We start from the raw sequence: 20,319 nt of genomic DNA on the forward strand, positions 1-20,319 counted from the left end.
TATGTAATGTTCAGTATTCATTGAGTCGAACAAAATCTTAAATTGAAGAGTTTGATCATGGCTCAGATTGAACGCTGGCGGCAGGCCTAACACATGCAAGTCGAGCGGCAGCGACAACATTGAATCTTCGGAGGATTTGTTGGGCGGCGAGCGGCGGACGGGTGAGTAATGCCTAGGAAATTGCCCTGATGTGGGGGATAACCATTGGAAACGATGGCTAATACCGCATGATGCCTACGGGCCAAAGAGGGGGACCTTCGGGCCTCTCGCGTCAGGATATGCCTAGGTGGGATTAGCTAGTTGGTGAGGTAAGGGCTCACCAAGGCGACGATCCCTAGCTGGTCTGAGAGGATGATCAGCCACACTGGAACTGAGACACGGTCCAGACTCCTACGGGAGGCAGCAGTGGGGAATATTGCACAATGGGCGCAAGCCTGATGCAGCCATGCCGCGTGTGTGAAGAAGGCCTTCGGGTTGTAAAGCACTTTCAGTAGGGAGGAAGGTTCATGCGTTAATAGCGTATGGATTTGACGTTACCTACAGAAGAAGCACCGGCTAACTCCGTGCCAGCAGCCGCGGTAATACGGAGGGTGCGAGCGTTAATCGGAATTACTGGGCGTAAAGCGCATGCAGGTGGTTTGTTAAGTCAGATGTGAAAGCCCGGGGCTCAACCTCGGAATTGCATTTGAAACTGGCAGACTAGAGTACTGTAGAGGGGGGTAGAATTTCAGGTGTAGCGGTGAAATGCGTAGAGATCTGAAGGAATACCGGTGGCGAAGGCGGCCCCCTGGACAGATACTGACACTCAGATGCGAAAGCGTGGGGAGCAAACAGGATTAGATACCCTGGTAGTCCACGCCGTAAACGATGTCTACTTGGAGGTTGTGGCCTTGAGCCGTGGCTTTCGGAGCTAACGCGTTAAGTAGACCGCCTGGGGAGTACGGTCGCAAGATTAAAACTCAAATGAATTGACGGGGGCCCGCACAAGCGGTGGAGCATGTGGTTTAATTCGATGCAACGCGAAGAACCTTACCTACTCTTGACATCCAGAGAAGCCAGCAGAGATGCAGGTGTGCCTTCGGGAACTCTGAGACAGGTGCTGCATGGCTGTCGTCAGCTCGTGTTGTGAAATGTTGGGTTAAGTCCCGCAACGAGCGCAACCCTTATCCTTGTTTGCCAGCGAGTAATGTCGGGAACTCCAGGGAGACTGCCGGTGATAAACCGGAGGAAGGTGGGGACGACGTCAAGTCATCATGGCCCTTACGAGTAGGGCTACACACGTGCTACAATGGCGCATACAGAGGGCAGCCAACTTGCGAAAGTGAGCGAATCCCAAAAAGTGCGTCGTAGTCCGGATTGGAGTCTGCAACTCGACTCCATGAAGTCGGAATCGCTAGTAATCGTGGATCAGAATGCCACGGTGAATACGTTCCCGGGCCTTGTACACACCGCCCGTCACACCATGGGAGTGGGCTGCAAAAGAAGTAGGTAGTTTAACCTTCGGGAGGACGCTTACCACTTTGTGGTTCATGACTGGGGTGAAGTCGTAACAAGGTAGCGCTAGGGGAACCTGGCGCTGGATCACCTCCTTATACGATGATTACTCACGATGAGTGTCCACACAGATTGATACGGTTTATAAAGTAAAAGAGACGAAGATATCCCAATATCTTCAATCCAGTGTCCCGTTCGTCTAGAGGCCTAGGACACCGCCCTTTCACGGCGGTAACAGGGGTTCGACTCCCCTACGGGATACCATTGGGTCGTTAGCTCAGTTGGTAGAGCAGTTGACTTTTAATCAATTGGTCGCAGGTTCGAATCCTGCACGACCCACCATTTCTTTTTTAGAAATGACTCTCAAGATGGGGCTATAGCTCAGCTGGGAGAGCGCCTGCCTTGCACGCAGGAGGTCTGCGGTTCGATCCCGCATAGCTCCACCATTCTTGACGTCTACCACGAGACGTAAAACTCATGTGGGCGATTAGCTCAGTTGGGAGAGCACCTGCCTTACAAGCAGGGGGTCACTGGTTCGAGCCCGGTATCGCCCACCATCTTTAAGCACACTTTCTTTAAAACAGAAAGCAGAGTGTTTTTAAAAATGGTTACTTCATGAGAAGTGATTAGCTCTTTAACAATTTGGAAAGCTGACAAAACAAATCTTGTCTTAAATAGATAAGCGTTTGTTTGTAAAGTTCTCAAAGTATTCATTTCGATGAATACACAAAAACACATTCAAGTGTTCTTGGGTTTTGCGAAAGCAAAACATATTTGAGTCCGGCAAAATCGATAGCTATCTCGCTCATTCAAATAATGAGATAGCAACTTTGGTTGTTTAAACAACAAACTCAAGATTTCTTCTGAAACTCTTTGGGGTTGTATGGTTAAGTGACTAAGCGTACACGGTGGATGCCTTGGCAGTCAGAGGCGATGAAAGACGTAGTAACTTGCGATAAGCCCAGATTAGGTAGTAACAACCATTTGAGTCTGGGATTTCTGAATGGGGAAACCCACTAGCACAAGCTAGTATCATTAACTGAATTCATAGGTTAATGAGGCGAACCGGGGGAACTGAAACATCTAAGTACCCCGAGGAAAAGAAATCAACCGAGATTCCGAAAGTAGCGGCGAGCGAAATTGGACTAGCCCTTAAGCTTTATATGCGTTAGACGAACGGTCTGGAAAGTCCGGCGATACAGGGTGATAGCCCCGTAGTCGACAACGCACATTCAGTGAAATCGAGTAGGGCGGGACACGTGATATCCTGTCTGAATATGGGGGGACCATCCTCCAAGGCTAAATACTACTGACTGACCGATAGTGAACCAGTACCGTGAGGGAAAGGCGAAAAGAACCCCTGTGAGGGGAGTGAAATAGAACCTGAAACCGTGTACGTACAAGCAGTAGGAGCAGGCATTACGTCCTGTGACTGCGTACCTTTTGTATAATGGGTCAGCGACTTATATTCAGTGGCAAGGTTAACCATCTAGGGGAGCCGTAGGGAAACCGAGTCTTAACTGGGCGTTCAGTCTCTGGATATAGACCCGAAACCAGGTGATCTAGCCATGGGCAGGTTGAAGATTGAGTAACATCAATTGGAGGACCGAACCGACTAATGTTGAAAAATTAGCGGATGACTTGTGGCTAGGGGTGAAAGGCCAATCAAACCTGGAGATAGCTGGTTCTCCCCGAAAGCTATTTAGGTAGCGCCTCGGACGAATACTACTGGGGGTAGAGCACTGTTAAGGCTAGGGGGTCATCCCGACTTACCAACCCTTTGCAAACTCCGAATACCAGTAAGTACTATCCGGGAGACACACGGCGGGTGCTAACGTCCGTCGTGGAGAGGGAAACAACCCAGACCGCCAGCTAAGGTCCCAAATTATTACTAAGTGGGAAACGATGTGGGAAGGCTCAGACAGCCAGGATGTTGGCTTAGAAGCAGCCATCATTTAAAGAAAGCGTAATAGCTCACTGGTCGAGTCGGCCTGCGCGGAAGATGTAACGGGGCTAAGTAATAAACCGAAGCTGCGGCAATGAAGTTTACTTCATTGGGTAGGGGAGCGTTCTGTAAGCCGTTGAAGGTGTGTTGTAAAGCATGCTGGAGGTATCAGAAGTGCGAATGCTGACATGAGTAACGATAAAGGGGGTGAAAAACCTCCTCGCCGGAAGACCAAGGGTTCCTGTCCAACGTTAATCGGGGCAGGGTAAGTCGACCCCTAAGGCGAGGCCGAAAGGCGTAGTCGATGGGAAACGGGTTAATATTCCCGTACTTCTTACAATTGCGATGGGGGGACGGAGAAGGCTAGGTGGGCCTGGCGACGGTTGTCCAGGTTCAAGTGCGTAGGCTTAAGAGTTAGGTAAATCCGGCTCTTTCTAAGGCTGAGACACGACGTCGAGCTACTACGGTAGTGAAGTCATTGATGCCATGCTTCCAGGAAAAGCCTCTAAGCTTCAGATTGTAAGGAATCGTACCCCAAACCGACACAGGTGGTCGGGTAGAGAATACCAAGGCGCTTGAGAGAACTCGGGTGAAGGAACTAGGCAAAATGGTACCGTAACTTCGGGAGAAGGTACGCTCTTGATGGTGAAGTCCCTTGCGGATGGAGCTGACGAGAGTCGCAGATACCAGGTGGCTGCAACTGTTTATTAAAAACACAGCACTGTGCAAAATCGTAAGATGACGTATACGGTGTGACGCCTGCCCGGTGCCGGAAGGTTAATTGATGGGGTTAGACTTCGGTCGAAGCTCTTGATCGAAGCCCCGGTAAACGGCGGCCGTAACTATAACGGTCCTAAGGTAGCGAAATTCCTTGTCGGGTAAGTTCCGACCTGCACGAATGGCGTAATGATGGCCACGCTGTCTCCACCCGAGACTCAGTGAAATTGAAATCGCTGTGAAGATGCAGTGTACCCGCGGCTAGACGGAAAGACCCCGTGAACCTTTACTACAGCTTGGCACTGAACATTGACCCTACATGTGTAGGATAGGTGGGAGGCTTTGAAGCAGGTACGCTAGTATCTGTGGAGCCGTCCTTGAAATACCACCCTTGTAGTGTTGATGTTCTAACGTCGACCCCTTATCGGGGTTGCGGACAGTGCCTGGTGGGTAGTTTGACTGGGGCGGTCTCCTCCCAAAGAGTAACGGAGGAGCACGAAGGTGGGCTAATCACGGTTGGACATCGTGAGGTTAGTGCAATGGCATAAGCCCGCTTGACTGCGAGAATGACAATTCGAGCAGGTGCGAAAGCAGGTCATAGTGATCCGGTGGTTCTGAATGGAAGGGCCATCGCTCAACGGATAAAAGGTACTCCGGGGATAACAGGCTGATACCGCCCAAGAGTTCATATCGACGGCGGTGTTTGGCACCTCGATGTCGGCTCATCACATCCTGGGGCTGAAGTCGGTCCCAAGGGTATGGCTGTTCGCCATTTAAAGTGGTACGCGAGCTGGGTTTAGAACGTCGTGAGACAGTTCGGTCCCTATCTGCCGTGGGCGTTGGAGAATTGAAAGGGGCTGCTCCTAGTACGAGAGGACCGGAGTGGACGAACCTCTGGTGTTCGGGTTGTGTCGCCAGACGCATTGCCCGGTAGCTAAGTTCGGAATCGATAACCGCTGAAAGCATCTAAGCGGGAAGCGAGCCTTGAGATGAGTTCTCCCTGATACTTTAAGTATCCTAAAGGGTTGTCGGAGACTACGACGTTGATAGGTCAGGTGTGTAAGTGCTGTGAGGCATTGAGCTAACTGATACTAATTGCCCGTGAGGCTTAACCATACAACACCCAAAGGGTTTTGATGGACTCAAAGCAAGAACAGACTTGATTGTGTAGAGAACACAAAAACAGCTTTCCAGATTAAAGAATTTGCTTGGCGACCATAGCATTTTGGACCCACCTGATTTCCATTCCGAACTCAGAAGTGAAACGAAATAGCGCCGATGGTAGTGTGGGGTTTCCCCATGTGAGAGTAGGACATCGCCAGGCTTGCTTACTGTTTTTAGATTTTAAAAAATCTAAAGGCAAAACTGAGATTTAGCATCATTAGTATAAGACTAAATTTTAGTAAAAATTTGCGGAGAGATGGCTGAGTGGTTGAAAGCACCGGTCTTGAAAACCGGCGTACGTTAATAGCGTACCTAGGGTTCAAATCCCTATCTCTCCGCCACTATTAAGAAGCCTCGCTAGAAATAGCGAGGCTTTTTTCGTTTCAGTTTTTTAGGTCAAGATACAACACGTGCAGGAAATGGCAGGGATTGACTAAACCCCTAGTTGTATCCAACCCCAAATAGGTCTCCTCGAACTCCAAAATTACACAGAAATATGGCTTAAAATTTTTTCAGTTTCGATGCTTTTACCAGCCGTTCATAAAATAGAAAATGAGTAGCAATGCGATACGAGCAGTATGGCAGTTGGTAAAATTCCTGAATGAGATTCTCAATATTGAGACTTTATTTTACTTAATAGTTGCCAGTTCAACGGTTTTCACGCAATTTGCGTCTCCGGTTTTTATCAAATTAATGAATGTTAACTATAGGTGCAATTATGAAAACCAATAAGTCACTTTCGGCTCTATTTATTGCTTCAGCGCTTTCACTCGGTGTGACTCAACCAACACTCGCTCATGAGTATACGCTTACTGTTGAAGACGCAGAGCGTTATGGTATTAGTGTGCCAAAGATTAAGGTTAACTATGATGTATTGCCATACCAACATCTCTTATATGGTTTCCAACTTCACGTGGAGTTAGAGGGGGCAACACTAACAACGACTAACGTTAATACTCTACGTAACGCAACGAGTCTTTCCACTGATAATGTTCTTCGCCCTTATCGTGCAAGTTCAAATACAATTAGCTATCGAATTTCTGGTGAACTTGATCACCGTGCAGTGAACTTCATTGATTTTACGCTTGATAAAAGCGTGCTTTCTACTGAGCATGATTTGAGTATTCGCATACCAGTTGAGATTGATGTAACGCCACCTGACACACCGCATATTTTAGCGAATAAGGTTGCGACTCTAGATGTAGATGGCGTGCATGCCGATGATTTTCTCATGAGCTCAAATCGTACTTTGTATAAGATTACTCTGAATGAAGGTGAGTTTTTACCTGGGTGTTCAGATCCGATTGCTCACAGTATTATCCGAACAAGTAATATCGATGGATTGGTACGAATCTGGAAGAAAACACACAATACTGTTGAATTTATCGTGGAAGGTGGTTATCACGCACCTATCGTTGGTCACTGGAACTTTGAACTTGAGCCAAGTACCACAACGCTGAATAAAACACTGTATATCAGTACGCCTGTTCAACATTAAGCGCATTTCTTTTAAGTATAAGCACTCGTTCTCGAGTGCTTTTTTGTATCTATCATTTTGATTAAACATAGGATGTAAGTTATTCAAGTATAGAAAATAATTCGATCTCTTTTGAACAGTATTGACGTCAATGGACTTGTTAAAGCCTGTGATGGTGTCATGATGATGCTTCTTGTGTATAAGGAAAAGTACCTATTTATCAGGCTAAGGAGAAACTGATGAAGTGCGAGTTTGAATTCATTTGTGATAGAGCATGGTCAGATTTGGAGGATATAGGTAATGATAAGATGAAGTATTGTTCCTATTGTCACCAACACGTTTATCTTGCTGAAAATAGTGTAGAGTTGGAACGGCTAGCAAATAAGAAACGTTGTGCTTATTTTCGGCCGGATCATCAAGATGGTAATGATCAAACAGTCTTGAGATTTCTTGGTCGTGTAGTAAGTAAATAATCGACGTACTGGCTAAATACTGTTTGCAAGGAGGTTACTAGTGCTATGGATTGCGATTAAGTACCTGACAACTGCTGCGATTGTTGTGCTTATTTCTGAAGTCGCAAAGCGAAGCGATAAGCTAGGGGCGTTAGTTGCCGCTTTACCGACTGTCACAATACTGGCTTTGATTTGGATGCATATCGAGGGGCAAGGGACAGAAAAACTCTCCAACCATGCGTTTTACACATTTTGGTATGTGTTGCCTACTTTACCAATGTTCCTGATTTTTCCTTATTTGCTGACTAAGTACCCTTTTGGGATCACTTTGCTAATTAGTTGCGTGGTGTCGATTGTTTGTTTTTTTGTCACCAATTTTGTTTTGAAACAGTTTGGTGTCAATCTATTGTAGACAAGGGACTTTCTTATCAAAGAAATTAAACCGGTTTGTAGGGTTATAGTTTTGGGGTTATAAAAGTAAAAAAGCCCAAGCGATTTACTTGGGCGATTAAAATACGCAGTGTTACTGAGCAATTAGAATTCTTTTGGTGCAAAGCCCGTCATTGCGTCTAGGCGCAGTTCTTTACCCATTTTCGTTAGAGGGTGAACAATCACTAGGCCACGAACACGTTTTTTAAGCTTGCCGATATCTGCTTGTTCTTCTTTAGTGATTTCACGAGAGAATGGCATATCAAGTAGACTCTTACGTTCTTTGTTTACTTCGTAAGCTTGCTTGTGTTTTAGTTGGTTTAGCTTTTTAGATAGCTCATCAACCTCATTCGTGAATTTAGTAATCATTTCTTGATCACCACGAGAACGTGCCGCGTCAAGTTTACGTTGGCATGTATCTAAACGGTTGTGCAGCTTTTGAATATCAGTTTTTATGCTCATGGTAATAGGACTCAATATTTTTAAAGGTCGGGAGTATAGCATAGCTGAAATTCTACGCTCTACTATACTGCGAGATTGCTTGATTTAGTTAATGAGTTCGTTCCCTGATGGTACTCCTGATAAGAATGCGTCGATATTATTTAGCGTAACGGATGCGATGTTGTTGAGAGCTTCATGAGTTAAGAATGCTTGATGCCCTGTGAATAGTACGTTGTGACACGCTGATAAGCGGCGGAATACGTCATCGACGATCACGTCGTTTGATTTATCTTGAAAGAACAAGTCTTTTTCATTGTCATATACATCCAAGCCTAGTGCCCCAATTTTACCTTGTTTAAGCGCTTCTATAGCAGCAACTGAATCGAGAAGTTCCCCACGGCTTGTGTTGATGATCATGACACCATCTTTCATTTGTGAGAAAGCGTGCTCATTAAGTAAATGGTAATTTTCTTCGCTCATTGGACAGTGAAGAGAGATGACATCTGATTTCGCGTAGATCTCTTCAAGTGAACAGTAGCGAGCGCCCATTTCTGATGCTAAAGGATTTTCGTACGGGTCATAGCAAAGCAGATCCATTCCTAGTCCTTTGAAGATGCGCATAGTGGCAATACCAATTTTTCCAGTGCCAATGACACCAACCGTTTTTCCAAAGAAGTTAAAGCCAACTAAACCCTCAAGAGAGAAGTTCGCATCACGAGTTCGCTGATAAGCTTTATGAAGACGGCGGTTAAGGCACATCATCATCCCGACAGTATGCTCAGCGACGGCTTCAGGAGAATAAGCAGGGACCCGCACCACTTGTAATTCTAACGCTTTGGCGGCATTTAAGTCGACCTTATCAAAGCCTGCACAACGCATGGCAATTAGACGTGTGCCGCCGATAGAAAGCTGTTTTAAGACGGGTTCTGATAGATCATCGTTAACAAAAGCGCAGACCACCTCACAGTTTTGTGCCATTTTGGCTGTCTTAGCGGTTAACCTAAAGTCGTGGTAATGGAATGTGAAATCTCTATTATCTTTTACTTTGTTGAAAGACGCTTCGTCATAGGACTTGGCACTGAAAAAAGCAATGTTTAACATAATTTCCTCTCCACATTTATGCCCCGTTATTTCAAATAAGCATCGCGTCTGAAAGCCACGTTGTTTTCGTAGGGCTAGGCTTTTCAAAGTAACTTGTGTCTATAAAATCATCTGCTTATAAAACGATTTGTTTATGATGCTTTCTATTACTACAGTAATTCAGTCAGGACGTAATGAGTAGTTCAATTTTGTCACTTTAAGTTTGCTTTACTATTACCATCTGACTAGCATAGCTCCTTTTGAATATTTCTTGTTTCGTGTGAGTTGGGCGCTGTGTTGATGTCAATAAAATGGTTACCTCTAGTTTTGTTTTGTACGTTGGCATTTAGTGCTCATGCTGCGGTCGATTTAGTCAAAGTGGATAAATCCAAGCGTAGAATGTATTTGATTGAAAATGGTGAAGTGGTCAAGGAGTACCGCATCGCGTTGGGGGCAAATCCGAAAGGTCACAAGCAAGAAGAGGGAGATAATAGAACGCCTGAGGGCGATTACACTCTAGATTACATCATTGAAGATTCCGCATTCTATCGCTCGGTTCATATTAGTTATCCAGATGCCATTGATCGGCTTGAAGCCCATCGACGTGGAGTTTCTCCGGGTGGTGACATCAAGATCCACGGATTGAAAAACGGCGAAACGCGATCCGCTCAGTTTATTCAAAGCTTTGATTGGACGAATGGTTGTATCGCAATCAGTAACGAAGAAATGGATGAATTTATTGAGTTAGTGAAGATGGGAACTCCTATTCTCATTGAGTGGTAATGATTGTTCTCATCGGTTCCCATTTTTAGTTTAGAGTGTCTATATTATGAATCGGCTCGGGTAATCGCTAAAAATGCCATCGAGCACTGGCAAGTGCTTGAGCTTATTTGGGTTATTCACCGTATAGCACATCACTTTGAATCCTGCCTGTTGAAGCTTAAGGATCTGGCGCGAACGCACCCAGTTAATGTTTAGGTTACAACTGTAAGCGTTGACCTCTTCCAATAGCGCACGATCTTTACGTGTAAAAAATTCACTTAATACACCAAGACGATACCCTTTGCAGTTTTTATGCAGCGCCCGTATGACGTCATGGCTAAAGCTAGACAGTAAGATACGATCGTGACTTAGAGAGCCTTGTGTTAGGGTTTGCGCAAGTATCTGAGCGACTTGTTCAGCGGAATGGTGGTCAACCTTGACTTCGATGTTCAGATTGAGCTGATGACTGTTAGCGAGTTCAAGTAGCTCAGCTAATGTCATGATTGGTTGATGCGCAAACTCAGGACTAAACCAGCTACCGAAATCGAGCTCTTTCAATTCACTTAATGTCATCTGATCGATTCGGCCTTTGCCATTGCTGCAACGGTCAACAGTATGATCATGACAAACGACAAGAATGTTATCTTTTGTCGGCTGTACATCGACTTCCACCCAATTTAAGCCCATATCAATGGCAGCTTGCACACTGACCCTTGTGTTTTCTGGGTATTTTCCTGCCACGCCACGGTGACCAATTAACAGCATTTTCATTTCGTTTTATTACTCCAGTAACAAGTTGATGAGATTGTACTCCAATTAAAACGCGATGACAGAAAGTCATTGGAATATGAGAATAAAAGCAGTTGAATCAAGGAAAGTTACGGCACCCAAATGACATGAGTACAATTAAGCAGAAAAACCACAAAAACTATGGTTGTTTAATTTGTAAATGAGTAATAGAATGCGAACCATTTCTATTTAAAATGGTGATTGGAAATGTCACGAGTGTTGATCGTGGACGATGACGTTCCGTTATGCGAATTACTTGAAGCAGTGTTGCAAGATGAGGGCTATACCGTCTCATCGGTTCATTGCGGTGAAAGTGCATTGCAATACATGGAAAAAACGTCGGTTGATCTCGTTCTGCTTGATGTGATGTTACCGAACCTAAATGGAATGCAGGTTGCACGTCGGATTTGTCAAAGATTCGCTACGCCGATTCTGATGCTTACCGCATTGAGTGATGAAAACTCTATGCTTGATGGCTATCAAGCTGGGGCAGATCAATACATCGCAAAACCTTTTAACGTCGCAGAACTACTCATGCGAATAAAAGCGGTTCTTCGTCGTGTAGGTTTAGAGCGTCATAGGCAAGCAATGTGTTCCACTGTGCAAAATATCAGCGACCGCCTGAATAGTTTGCCATTAACAGAGACCGAAGCGGATTTATTGGGGTATCTGGTAAAAAAACCGGGACTAGTGATCTCGAAAGCCGAATTGCAAATCGAAGTGCTGAAGAAAGAACTGAGTCCGTTTGACCGAAATCTCGATATGCACATAAGTAACATCCGTCGTAAGTTGGTTGAGGGTGGACTATCGAAGCAACATATAAAGACGCTTCGAGGTAAAGGCTATAGTTATATCGAGGCCGCTGCGGGGTCATGAAATTTCGTTGTCCGTCGTATATATCACAACGAAAAGACAGCCTAGCGTTTCAGCTTTTTAGCTACATGACAGCGATAGTCTTCAGTATTCTAGCCGTACAAGCTCTTGCAGAACAGGCGTTGGTGAAAGCCGTATTAAAAGTACCGAATCACGTAAAAACAGAAATGTTGGATTTAGCTCATCAAGCTAATGTGATGATTGAATATGGTGATATGGATGAACTGGCCGATTGGGCCAATAGCCAAAAATACTATCTATTTGTGCTGGACGAAAATCTCCACCCTTTAACTCATCGATTGATGCATCCGCATTTTGAATTCAAATTACAATTCAAAAGAAGCCTTGATGAGCAATTGAAAGGGAGAGTGAGTCAGCCAATTTTTAGTATTCCTCTGGTTGGTAACAACAGCTTGGTGATTCAATTACCTCATCGTTTGCACCCGGCACGTGAGTTTATACTCTATTTCAATGTGTTAAAGGTTGTTATAGCGGTTGTCATCTTAGCTCTGTTTTCATTGCTGATGGCAAGGAGCTTACAACAGCCTTTAGACAGATTGAGAGAAGCGAGTAAAAAGCTATCAAACGGTGATTTTAATGTCAGCGTTGTGGATGAATTGAAGTCCAATACCCGAGAGTTTAATGAGTTGGCTCAAGATTTCGATGACATGACGAAAGAGATCCACACTCTTGCTGAAAAGCAGCGTTATTTAATTCGAAATGTATCTCATGAATTGCGTACACCGCTTGCTCGTCAAAATTTGGTGCTGCATTTACTGCGTAAGCGAGTGAGCGAGAGTGAACAAGGTCTCGTGACTCGGATGGAAGAAGAGGCGAATGAACTTAACCACCTCGTTGGTGAGATTTTAGAATTCAGCCGGCTGGAGAATGCTCGCTACGATACCGAGTTGAAGCGTATTGATTTAGAAGTACTGCTGGAACCACAAGTTGAACGCTGCAAGATTGATCTTAAAGTGGATCAGGAACTGGTTTTTGAATCAAAGGCGCTGTTGAGTAAAGTGCAGTGTGACGATACTTTGGTGGTTCGTTGCTTGAATAACATTATTGGGAATGCAATAAAATACGCGGGTCAATCTGCAAAAATTGAGGTCTCTTTGGTTAATGAGCGACATGAACAGCAGAATTATTTGGCGCTTACCATTGCAGATAACGGACCAGGCATCCCTGATAGTAAGTTGTCTGATATCTTCAACCCGTTTACGCGACTAGACCCATCTCGTGACAAAAAGCTAGGTGGTTATGGCCTAGGGCTTGCGATTGTTAAGGAGTCGATGCGGATGATGGGTGGCAAAGCAAAAGCGACGAATCGCTCTAGTGGTGGGTTGGCAGTCACATTATTGTTTAAGCAGTGATGGTGAGAGTCTAAATCCATAGCAGTCATTTCGAAATTTACAAAACTTTACGAATGCAAAGAATGTAAATTTAATGCAAATAGTAATAATTATCACTTATATTCACGACCGAAATAATTAAGAGGGAATTACACAACATGTTGTGTGACCCGAGAAATAGTCGGAGTGAAAGGATATGTTTACTAAGAGCCAACTGGCATTAGTGATCGGTGCGGTGCTAGCAGCACCTGCAGTGGCAGACGTTCAAAAAACAGATGAACACCTGGTTGTCGAAGGCCGAGAGTTCGGCTACAAAGCAGATACGAACAGTACAGCAATGCGCATGGAAATGACGCAGTTGGAAACACCGGGACAAGTTGCAGTTATTGATGAAGCGGTGATCGATGAACAACGTGCGAGCACACTAGGTGAAGTTCTACAAAATGACGCAAGTGTGAGCGCAGGCGGTACAAGTCGTAACAGAGAGCGCTTTTCATTACGTGGTTTTGAACTGAGTAGCTCTGACGGTTTCCTAAAAGATGGTCGTCAACACTGGTCACATTACCGTCAGCCAATTGAGCTTTTAGAGCGTGTTGAAGTGCTTAAAGGCCCATCAGGTTTGCTTTACGGCAAATCTGAGCCAGGTGGCCTAGTGAATATGGTTTCTAAGAAGCCGACACATGAGACGCAAGTGAGTCTGAGCCAAGATATTGGTTCAAACGATCACTCGCGCACCGTTCTAGATGTTAGTGGTGCGTTGAATGCAGAAGAGACATTGCGAGCTCGAGCTATTCTTGCAAAAGAAAGCTACAGTTCATGGCGTCGTTATGGAGATGGCACCAAACCTCAGACGGATCGAATGGTAGGTGGATTGGTTGTCGAATATGACATCACGGAAAACATCATGGTGACGGCGCACTATGATCGGACGAAAGATGAGGGCAGTGTTGATTCGGGCGCTTATGTTGTCGATGGACATGTTGTCCGTGGTGATAAGTACATTTGGGATGCTCAGTGGTCGAACATTGATAACGACGTAGAAAACTATGGTATCGATATCAACGCGCAAATCACCGACAATGTGAACGTAAAAGCGGGTTACAACCGCCAAGACTTCAACCGTTTTGACGTCGAGTCTTACCCTAAGTTCGACCAGTACGAAACGGACGGTACTATCCGACACAAAGGTAATGAGCGAACAGATAACTGGGTGTTTGACACGGCTTACGCTGATGTAACGTCAGAGTTTTCGTTGTTTGGTACAGAGAACACCTTGTTAGTTGGTGCGAACTATCTGGATTATAGCTACGACCGCTTTATGGCATTTCATAAGGGTGAGTACGTACCAGCGGGTGAAACGGTCGTTAAGCCTGTTCCTGTTAGTTCAAAGAAATGGCCGACTAGTGAGTATGATACTTGGGGTATCTACGCACAAAACATGATGACGATTAACGATTACTGGCAAGTATTAGCTGGTGTTCGTTACGATGAAAAACGCAGTGACGAGCTCACAGAAAGTCAGGTATCACCGAAGTTGGGTGTCATTTTCCACCCGGCTAGCAACGGTTCTATCTACGTTCAGTACTCTGAAAGTTTCATGCCTCAAGGTATGGTCAGTGATGACAAGTACACCAATGATGGTGAAGAGTTAGATGCTGAACGCGGTATTTCTTATGAAATTGGTACTAAGTGGGAGTTGCTCGATGAGCGTCTATACCTCACAGGCGCGTTGTTTGATATTACGTTAGAAAATGTGCCCCTTGATGTAGAAGACGGCATGAACGCGGATGACGAGGTGATGTACAAACGAACCCAAGATGGTGAACAAGTGCATCGCGGTGCTGAGATTCTTGCGCAAGGTTTTGTTACGGACGCACTATCGTTGACGGCTTCTGCTATGTACCTAGACGCAGAGATCACGGAAAGTTCGACGAAGTACAAAGGAAATCGTCCGGCTGATGTGCCTGAATTCTCGGCAAGTGTTTGGTCTAGCTATCATGTTCAGGCTAATACAGACGTAAACTTAGGCCTAATTTATGAAGGTGAACGCTACGGTGACGCAGCGAACACATTTAAGAAAGATGGGTATGCACGTATTGATATGGGCGTTGCGTACACACACAAGTATGATGAGAACTTGGATATTGTTGCCCGCTTTAATGTTGAAAACTTGTTTGATACTGATTACCTAGCTGGTGGCGGTAGCACAAACAGCCAACAAGCTGGTGCAAATGGTGTAGTGGTCGGTGAAGGTCGAAACTACATGGCGACTATTCAGTTCAAGTATTGATAACAATATGATTTTAAAAGGGGAAGAGTAGTCTTCCCCTTTAGTCGTTTCTAGAATAAAGATATTTAAACTCGTATGAATCTAATGAAATCAAGTATCGCTCTGTTGATCTCATCGGTTTTGATTCCCGCACAGGCGGATAATCTAAGCGATGCTCAGGCAGTGCAGAGTAAAACGAACCAAGCGTCGGCAGTGAGCCAAAAGCGAATTGACGCCAGTGCAGAGACTGCATTGACTTTGGAAGCTGAAATTGAACAGTTGCAGGAAGAAGTAAGCAACTTGAAGATTTATCGCGATCACTTGTCCAATCTTGTCGAAAGTCAAAACCAAGAAGTGAGCAATTTAAATGAACAGATCGTTCAGATTGCGCAAACTCGTCAAGGGGTCGTGCCTTTGATGTATCACATGCTTGATGGTTTAAAAACGATTGTTGCAAATGATAAACCTATCCGTAAAGCGCAACGAGAAGAGCGTATTGCTAAGCTAGATACCATGATGACTCGTGCGGATGTCGCGGATGCTGAGAAGTTTCGTCGAATTTTAGAAGCGTATCAAATTGAAATGGATTACGGCACGAAACTGGGCGTTTACCAAGGTAAAATTGCTCTGAGTGAGAGCGAACAAATTGAAGCTGACGTCCTTTATCTCGGTCGCGTTTCATTGGTTGCTCGCAGCTTATCGGGTGAACATTTCTGGAGTTGGTCTCAAGCACAGAGCGCATGGCTACCTGTCGGCAAAGAACAAAAATCAGAATTGGATAAAGCTTTTGCAATGGCAAACAAACAAATTGCACCGAGTATGCTTACTTTGCCTGTGTCTCTAAATATTGCGGAGGGCAAATAAATGATGAAAAAATGGCTATCGGTTGCATTGCTCTCTTCTGCTGCGCTTCTACCACACACCACACTTGCAAGTGACAACCAAGTTGCTTTAGATAAATCCTTAGTACAAAAAGCGCAGCAAGAGAACCGTCAACAACAGTCTCATAATACCGTTCGTGAATCTGGTTTTAAGCAAACACAGCAAGAACTGCAAGTGATGAAAAATAAGCTTGTTGCAGAACGTGCCGCGCTACAAGCAGAAGCTGACACACTGAGTGTGACATTCAGTGAAAATGAAGCTGAGCTAGCACAGCTAGAAGAAAAATTACGTTTAGAAACGGGCAGCTTGGGTGAATTGTTTGGTGTTGTTCGCCAAAACGCAAAAGAGCTAGAAGCGGAGCTAAAACATTCTGTCACGGGTGTTGATGCGAATACTTACCTGCAAAACATAGATGATATCGTCGCGGCAAAATCACTACCAACACTCACACAGCTAGAAGCCATGTGGCGCAGTATGGCAGAGCAAGTAAAAGCAAGTGGCGAGATAGCGAATGTGTCATTCAATCTGCTGGATGGTGAAGGTCGCGAACAAACCGTTAATGGTATTCGTCTTGGCTCAATGGCGCTGCTTGATGATGCGGGTTACGTCAAATGGAATGGTCAACGCGGTGATGCGGTGAACTATTTACGCCAACCGGAACATGGTCCAACGGCGAGCACGTTGACCAGTGCACTTAATAGTGGCGAAATGACATCGCTGGTGATTGACCCATCTCGCGGCATTCTACTTGAACAATTAGCCAACTCACCAACATTGTCTGATCGTCTAAATGCTGGTGGTGTAGTGGGCAATATCATTCTTGGCCTGTTAGCTATTGGTTTCATTATCGCCTTGGTCCGTGGCGTGTCACTCTTGATGGCTCGTCAAAAAATTGCGAAACAGCTAAAAGCACCGAATCAGCCAGGTGATAACCCATTGGGTCGAATTTTGGCTGTTTACCAAAAAGATAAGCACCGTAGTGTAGAAGCATTAGAGTTGCGCCTACTAGAAGCGGTTGTTGATGAGCAAACTCATTTAGAGAAAGGCTTATCGATGTTGAAACTGCTTGCTGCACTCGCGCCAATGCTTGGTCTGTTAGGTACGGTAACGGGTATGATTGAAACATTCCAAGTGATCACCCAATTTGGCAACGGCGATCCTAAAGTGATGGCAGGTGGTATTTCTATGGCACTCGTGACGACCGTACTTGGTCTTGTTGCGGCAATGCCATTACTTCTTGCTCATAACGTATTGAGCTCACAGGCAGATAACATTCGCAATATCCTTGAAAAACAAGGTATTGGTCTTGTGGCAGAGCAAGCTGAACGTGATATGGCCAAAAGAAATCAAACTTCTAATACGATAGCGGAGCACGCAGCGTAATGGAGCAGATCCTACTCAACACATTGGGTTTGATCAGTGAGGATTGGGCCACAACCTTGATTAGCTTTATGCAGCAAGGTGGCCAGATCCTATGGTGGTTGGCAGCCGTTGTCGCGGTATGTTGGTTACTGGTTATGGAGCGTGTGATTTACCTAATAGCGGTTTTCCCAAAGGTGAAGAAGCAGCTTTGTGAACAGTGGTCCGCAAGACCCGACCACCATTCTTGGTATGCGCATCAAATCCGTGATGGCTGGATTGCGAAAGCACAAATTGAACTGCGCCAGCATCTTTCAACCATTAAACTGCTTGTAGCGATTTGTCCGATGCTGGGCCTGCTTGGCACCGTAACCGGCATGATCACGGTCTTTGATGTGATGGCGACTCAGGGCAGCAGCAATCCCAAATTGATGGCTTCAGGTATTTCACTTGCGACATTGCCGACGATGGCCGGCATGGTAGCAGCTTTAGCCGGTATGTTTGTGCATGCTCGCTTAAGTAAAGTGTGTGAGCGTAAAGCTATCCAGTTAGAACAATCTTTAAGGAGTCAGAAGTGAGACTCGGACGTAGATCTAATCAGCAAGATGAAGCGCAAATTGATTTAACCTCAATGCTGGACATCGTATTCATCATGTTGATTTTCTTTATTGTAACCAGTTCGTTTGTACGCGAGTCCGGTGTGGAAGTTAACCGCCCACAAGCGTCAAATGTGGTTAGCCAAAAAGATGCCGGTATTTTTATTGCCGTCACTGCAGCAAACGATGTGTATATCGATAAACGTTTGGTCGATATCGAGCGTGTTGAGGCCACAATTGAGCATTTACTTTTAGAACAACCGGAAGCCTCTTTGGTTATTCAGGCCGATGAGCACGCTTACAACGGTACAGTAGTAAAAGTGATGGATGCCGCAAAAGGCGCAGGCGTTAAGAGCATTGCATTGGCCGCGGAGAAACCTTAATGGGTAGGCTATTACTCGCGCTACCAGTATCATTGATGATCGCGGTGAGCCTGTTTAGCTTTATGGCGTGGATGGTCGATAAAGGCAATCAACGTGCGCCAGAGTCATCAGAATCGGTGCGCTTTGATATGGTGATGGTAGAGAATGATGCGGATGTACAACGTCGTCAACGTTCTGTTCCAGAGCAACCTGAGCCTCCAAAAGCTCCGCAGCCGATGGATTTGTCTCAAGCTGAAACGCAAATGGAAGCAATCAGTCCAGTCACGCCAATCAGTGCGTTAGGTTTAAACACGGCACTTGATGGTATCGCGATCAGCGCCCCGAATCTAAAAGGTACCATGGGCAATCAGCAAGCACTTCCGTTATATCGGGTTGATCCTCGTTACCCAAGTCAAGCGCTTAAACGTAAAGTAGAGGGTTATGTGATCATGCGCTTTACCATTGATGCGACAGGTCGTCCTAAAAATGTTGAAGTGATTGAAGCACAGCCAAAACGCATGTTTGAAAAAGAAGCGGTACGAGCACTGAAAAAGTGGAAATATCAGCCAAAAGTTGAGAATGGTGTGTCGATTGAGCAGTTCGGACAAACCGCTAGAGTGGAGTTCAAGTTAGCCAAATGATGAAGAAATTCTTACTCGGTGCGCTCTTGAGTTTGAGCGCTTTCGCATCGGTTGCCAATGAGCTAAGCCAATATGCAGCGACTCGCGTGCAACGGGCGCATAACCTGGCACAAGAAGAAAAGCTCAAAGAGGCTATTTCGACCTTAGAGGCTTTAGAGCTTTCTCGTGGTTATGATCAAGCGTTTGTCGCTCGCATGCTCGGTATTTTTTATTGGCAGAACGAGCAGGTGACTTTGGCAATTAAACAGCTTGAAGTTGCCGTGAATAGTGGCTTATTAGACGATGAGCAAGCTTGGCAAACCCGGAAGATGTTGGCTGATATGTTGATCAATGAGCAACAATTCTCTAAAGCGTTGCCACATTACTATGATCTAAGTAAGTCGGTTCCTGAAAAACAAACCGCGCATGACATTTGGTTGCGTATTGCCCAGTCTCATTATCAGTTGAGTCAGTGGAGTAAAGTCCTAGCAGCGATGGGGCGTTATGAGCAATTTGGACAACCTGATGAACTCGCGCCACTGTCCATTAAATTGTCAGCAGAGCTAGAACTTAAAAAGTGGCAGCCAGCCATTGGTACGATCAAACGTTTGATTACAATAGAGTCTGAACGTGTTGAGTGGTGGCGCCAGCTAGCGGCATTATATCTTCGTGTTAATGATGACAAACGTGCGCTAGATTCAATGGCATTAGCGAAGTTAAAAGGGGTGGCATTAAGCCAAGAGGACCTAAAGTTGCTTGCTCAAATGTATGGTCGACGTGGTATTCCTGAGCGTGCTGCTATGGTGCTGGGGGAGCTGAAAGACATTGATTCTGACAGCAAACTGAAAGCCCAACAAGCAACGTATTGGCAGATGGCGAAAGAGTGGGATGAGTCCATTGCAAGTTGGCGTCTTGCTGCAAAGTTAGATCGTCAATATTACTGGAACCTCTCTCAACTGTTAGTGCAAGAGGGGCATTATCAAGACGCGCTTGTCGCTTTAGATAAAGTTTCCGGACGTAAAGCCGACGTGGCTTTGGTTAAGACACGTGCTTACTACAAGTTGAAGCGCATTGAAGACGCCCTAGCGAATGCAAAAAGAGCGAATGAGATTGAACCATCTACGCAAGCCCAAAGTTGGGTGAAGTATTTAACTCAATTGCGCAAGGCGAAAGCGACGCAAAGTAGCTGATTAGCTGAAAGTTGCTCTCGTTGAACATTACATTACATGAATCACTTAAATAACGAATGGAAAGGC

Annotated in this window: 15 protein-coding genes, 5 tRNA genes and 3 rRNA genes; 20 read left to right on the top strand and 3 right to left on the bottom strand. The window is 45.3% G+C overall.

The genetic code is table 11. The annotated features are described in order from the left end of the window. Nucleotides 1-39 precede the first annotated feature (39 nt). The 10 genes from VA249_RS15075 (at nucleotide 40) to VA249_RS15120 (ending at nucleotide 7,661) form a co-directional block, all read left to right on the top strand. A 16S ribosomal RNA gene (locus VA249_RS15075) occupies nucleotides 40-1,592 on the top strand. A gap of 90 nt (nucleotides 1,593-1,682) precedes the next feature. Continuing rightward, nucleotides 1,683-1,758: transfer RNA gene (locus VA249_RS15080), tRNA-Glu, on the top strand. A 2-nt stretch (nucleotides 1,759-1,760) separates the two neighbouring features. Beyond that, a tRNA-Lys gene (locus VA249_RS15085) sits at nucleotides 1,761-1,836 on the top strand. A gap of 28 nt (nucleotides 1,837-1,864) precedes the next feature. Beyond that, nucleotides 1,865-1,940, top strand: a tRNA-Ala gene (locus VA249_RS15090). A 35-nt stretch (nucleotides 1,941-1,975) separates the two neighbouring features. Continuing rightward, nucleotides 1,976-2,051, top strand: a tRNA-Val gene (locus tag VA249_RS15095). 328 nt (nucleotides 2,052-2,379) lie between these two features. Then, nucleotides 2,380-5,272, top strand: a 23S ribosomal RNA gene (locus VA249_RS15100). A gap of 91 nt (nucleotides 5,273-5,363) precedes the next feature. After that, nucleotides 5,364-5,480 (top strand): 5S ribosomal RNA (rrf, locus tag VA249_RS15105). The 16S, 23S and 5S rRNA genes sit together here with 5 tRNA genes alongside, the layout of an rRNA operon. Nucleotides 5,481-5,570: 90 nt before the next feature. Then, a tRNA-Ser gene (locus tag VA249_RS15110) sits at nucleotides 5,571-5,661 on the top strand. Between the two features lie 377 nt (nucleotides 5,662-6,038). Beyond that, nucleotides 6,039-6,818: a hypothetical protein gene (locus tag VA249_RS15115; RefSeq protein ID WP_221071265.1), complete on the top strand. Its 780-nt coding sequence runs from the start codon at nucleotides 6,039-6,041 to the stop codon at nucleotides 6,816-6,818. Between the two features lie 492 nt (nucleotides 6,819-7,310). Next, entirely contained in the window at nucleotides 7,311-7,661 is a 351-nt protein-coding gene (locus VA249_RS15120) for a DUF3147 family protein (RefSeq protein ID WP_221071267.1), read from the top strand. A 122-nt stretch (nucleotides 7,662-7,783) separates the two neighbouring features. Here VA249_RS15120 and VA249_RS15125 read toward each other — a convergent pair whose 3' ends face one another. Together VA249_RS15125 and VA249_RS15130 are read right to left on the bottom strand one after the other, a co-directional pair. Then, nucleotides 7,784-8,140 carry a YibL family ribosome-associated protein gene (locus VA249_RS15125; RefSeq protein ID WP_211918098.1) on the bottom strand — a complete coding sequence of 119 codons (357 nt, stop codon included), beginning with the start codon at nucleotides 8,138-8,140 and terminating at the stop codon, nucleotides 7,784-7,786. Between the two features lie 84 nt (nucleotides 8,141-8,224). Beyond that, nucleotides 8,225-9,220, bottom strand: coding sequence for a 2-hydroxyacid dehydrogenase (locus VA249_RS15130; RefSeq protein WP_221071268.1), 996 nt, complete (start codon nucleotides 9,218-9,220; stop codon nucleotides 8,225-8,227). Nucleotides 9,221-9,499: 279 nt separating this feature from the next. Here VA249_RS15130 and VA249_RS15135 point away from each other — a divergent pair, with 279 nt between their 5' ends. Continuing rightward, complete coding sequence (locus tag VA249_RS15135; protein WP_221071270.1) at nucleotides 9,500-9,982, top strand: L,D-transpeptidase family protein; 483 nt, start codon at nucleotides 9,500-9,502, stop codon at nucleotides 9,980-9,982. Between the two features lie 39 nt (nucleotides 9,983-10,021). Here VA249_RS15135 and VA249_RS15140 read toward each other — a convergent pair whose 3' ends face one another. Beyond that, entirely contained in the window at nucleotides 10,022-10,732 is a 711-nt protein-coding gene (locus tag VA249_RS15140; protein WP_221071272.1) for a glycerophosphodiester phosphodiesterase family protein, read from the bottom strand. 225 nt (nucleotides 10,733-10,957) lie between these two features. Here VA249_RS15140 and VA249_RS15145 point away from each other — a divergent pair, with 225 nt between their 5' ends. From VA249_RS15145 to VA249_RS15185, 9 genes are all read left to right on the top strand, one after another. Then, the gene (locus tag VA249_RS15145; RefSeq protein WP_221071274.1) at nucleotides 10,958-11,626 is read left to right on the top strand and encodes a response regulator transcription factor; all 669 of its coding nucleotides are present in this window, start codon (nucleotides 10,958-10,960) and stop codon (nucleotides 11,624-11,626) included. Next, complete coding sequence (locus VA249_RS15150; RefSeq protein WP_221071276.1) at nucleotides 11,623-12,996, top strand: sensor histidine kinase; 1,374 nt, start codon at nucleotides 11,623-11,625, stop codon at nucleotides 12,994-12,996. The genes VA249_RS15145 and VA249_RS15150 overlap by 4 nt, the downstream gene beginning before the upstream one ends. Before the next feature lie 175 nt (nucleotides 12,997-13,171). After that, entirely contained in the window at nucleotides 13,172-15,265 is a 2,094-nt protein-coding gene (locus tag VA249_RS15155; protein WP_221071278.1) for a TonB-dependent siderophore receptor, read from the top strand. A 75-nt stretch (nucleotides 15,266-15,340) separates the two neighbouring features. Beyond that, complete coding sequence (locus VA249_RS15160) at nucleotides 15,341-16,108, top strand: DUF3450 domain-containing protein (RefSeq protein ID WP_221071280.1); 768 nt, start codon at nucleotides 15,341-15,343, stop codon at nucleotides 16,106-16,108. Then, nucleotides 16,109-17,509: a MotA/TolQ/ExbB proton channel family protein gene (locus VA249_RS15165; RefSeq protein ID WP_221071282.1), complete on the top strand. Its 1,401-nt coding sequence runs from the start codon at nucleotides 16,109-16,111 to the stop codon at nucleotides 17,507-17,509. Beyond that, nucleotides 17,509-18,063, top strand: coding sequence for a MotA/TolQ/ExbB proton channel family protein (locus VA249_RS15170; protein WP_221071283.1), 555 nt, complete (start codon nucleotides 17,509-17,511; stop codon nucleotides 18,061-18,063). Before VA249_RS15165 ends, VA249_RS15170 begins: the two co-directional genes overlap by 1 nt. Next, nucleotides 18,060-18,464 (top strand): ExbD/TolR family protein, encoded by a 405-nt coding sequence (locus VA249_RS15175; protein ID WP_128812508.1) that lies wholly within the window; start codon nucleotides 18,060-18,062, stop codon nucleotides 18,462-18,464. Before VA249_RS15170 ends, VA249_RS15175 begins: the two co-directional genes overlap by 4 nt. Beyond that, on the top strand, nucleotides 18,464-19,084 hold the full coding sequence (locus VA249_RS15180) for an energy transducer TonB (protein ID WP_221071285.1): 621 nt from the start codon (nucleotides 18,464-18,466) through the stop codon (nucleotides 19,082-19,084). The genes VA249_RS15175 and VA249_RS15180 overlap by 1 nt, the downstream gene beginning before the upstream one ends. Then, nucleotides 19,081-20,253 (top strand): tetratricopeptide repeat protein, encoded by a 1,173-nt coding sequence (locus VA249_RS15185; RefSeq protein WP_221071287.1) that lies wholly within the window; start codon nucleotides 19,081-19,083, stop codon nucleotides 20,251-20,253. Before VA249_RS15180 ends, VA249_RS15185 begins: the two co-directional genes overlap by 4 nt. Nucleotides 20,254-20,319: the final 66 nt, after the last annotated feature.

The sequence above is a fragment of the Vibrio alfacsensis genome (assembly GCF_019670485.1).
GTDB lineage: Bacteria > Pseudomonadota > Gammaproteobacteria > Enterobacterales > Vibrionaceae > Vibrio > Vibrio alfacsensis.

Excerpts from the sequence above, each read along its gene's own strand:
- VA249_RS15115 (WP_221071265.1), top strand. The coding sequence starts at position 6,039 with ATGAAAACCAATAAGTCACTTTCGGCTCTATTTATTGCTTCAGCGCTT.
- VA249_RS15125 (WP_211918098.1), bottom strand. The coding sequence starts at position 8,140 with ATGAGCATAAAAACTGATATTCAAAAGCTGCACAACCGTTTAGATACA.
- VA249_RS15130 (WP_221071268.1), bottom strand. The coding sequence starts at position 9,220 with ATGTTAAACATTGCTTTTTTCAGTGCCAAGTCCTATGACGAAGCGTCT.
- VA249_RS15135 (WP_221071270.1), top strand. The coding sequence starts at position 9,500 with ATGTCAATAAAATGGTTACCTCTAGTTTTGTTTTGTACGTTGGCATTT.
- VA249_RS15140 (WP_221071272.1), bottom strand. The coding sequence starts at position 10,732 with ATGAAAATGCTGTTAATTGGTCACCGTGGCGTGGCAGGAAAATACCCA.
- VA249_RS15145 (WP_221071274.1), top strand. The coding sequence starts at position 10,958 with ATGTCACGAGTGTTGATCGTGGACGATGACGTTCCGTTATGCGAATTA.
- VA249_RS15150 (WP_221071276.1), top strand. The coding sequence starts at position 11,623 with ATGAAATTTCGTTGTCCGTCGTATATATCACAACGAAAAGACAGCCTA.
- VA249_RS15155 (WP_221071278.1), top strand. The coding sequence starts at position 13,172 with ATGTTTACTAAGAGCCAACTGGCATTAGTGATCGGTGCGGTGCTAGCA.
- VA249_RS15160 (WP_221071280.1), top strand. The coding sequence starts at position 15,341 with ATGAATCTAATGAAATCAAGTATCGCTCTGTTGATCTCATCGGTTTTG.
- VA249_RS15165 (WP_221071282.1), top strand. The coding sequence starts at position 16,109 with ATGATGAAAAAATGGCTATCGGTTGCATTGCTCTCTTCTGCTGCGCTT.
- VA249_RS15170 (WP_221071283.1), top strand. The coding sequence starts at position 17,509 with ATGGAGCAGATCCTACTCAACACATTGGGTTTGATCAGTGAGGATTGG.
- VA249_RS15180 (WP_221071285.1), top strand. The coding sequence starts at position 18,464 with ATGGGTAGGCTATTACTCGCGCTACCAGTATCATTGATGATCGCGGTG.
- VA249_RS15185 (WP_221071287.1), top strand. The coding sequence starts at position 19,081 with ATGATGAAGAAATTCTTACTCGGTGCGCTCTTGAGTTTGAGCGCTTTC.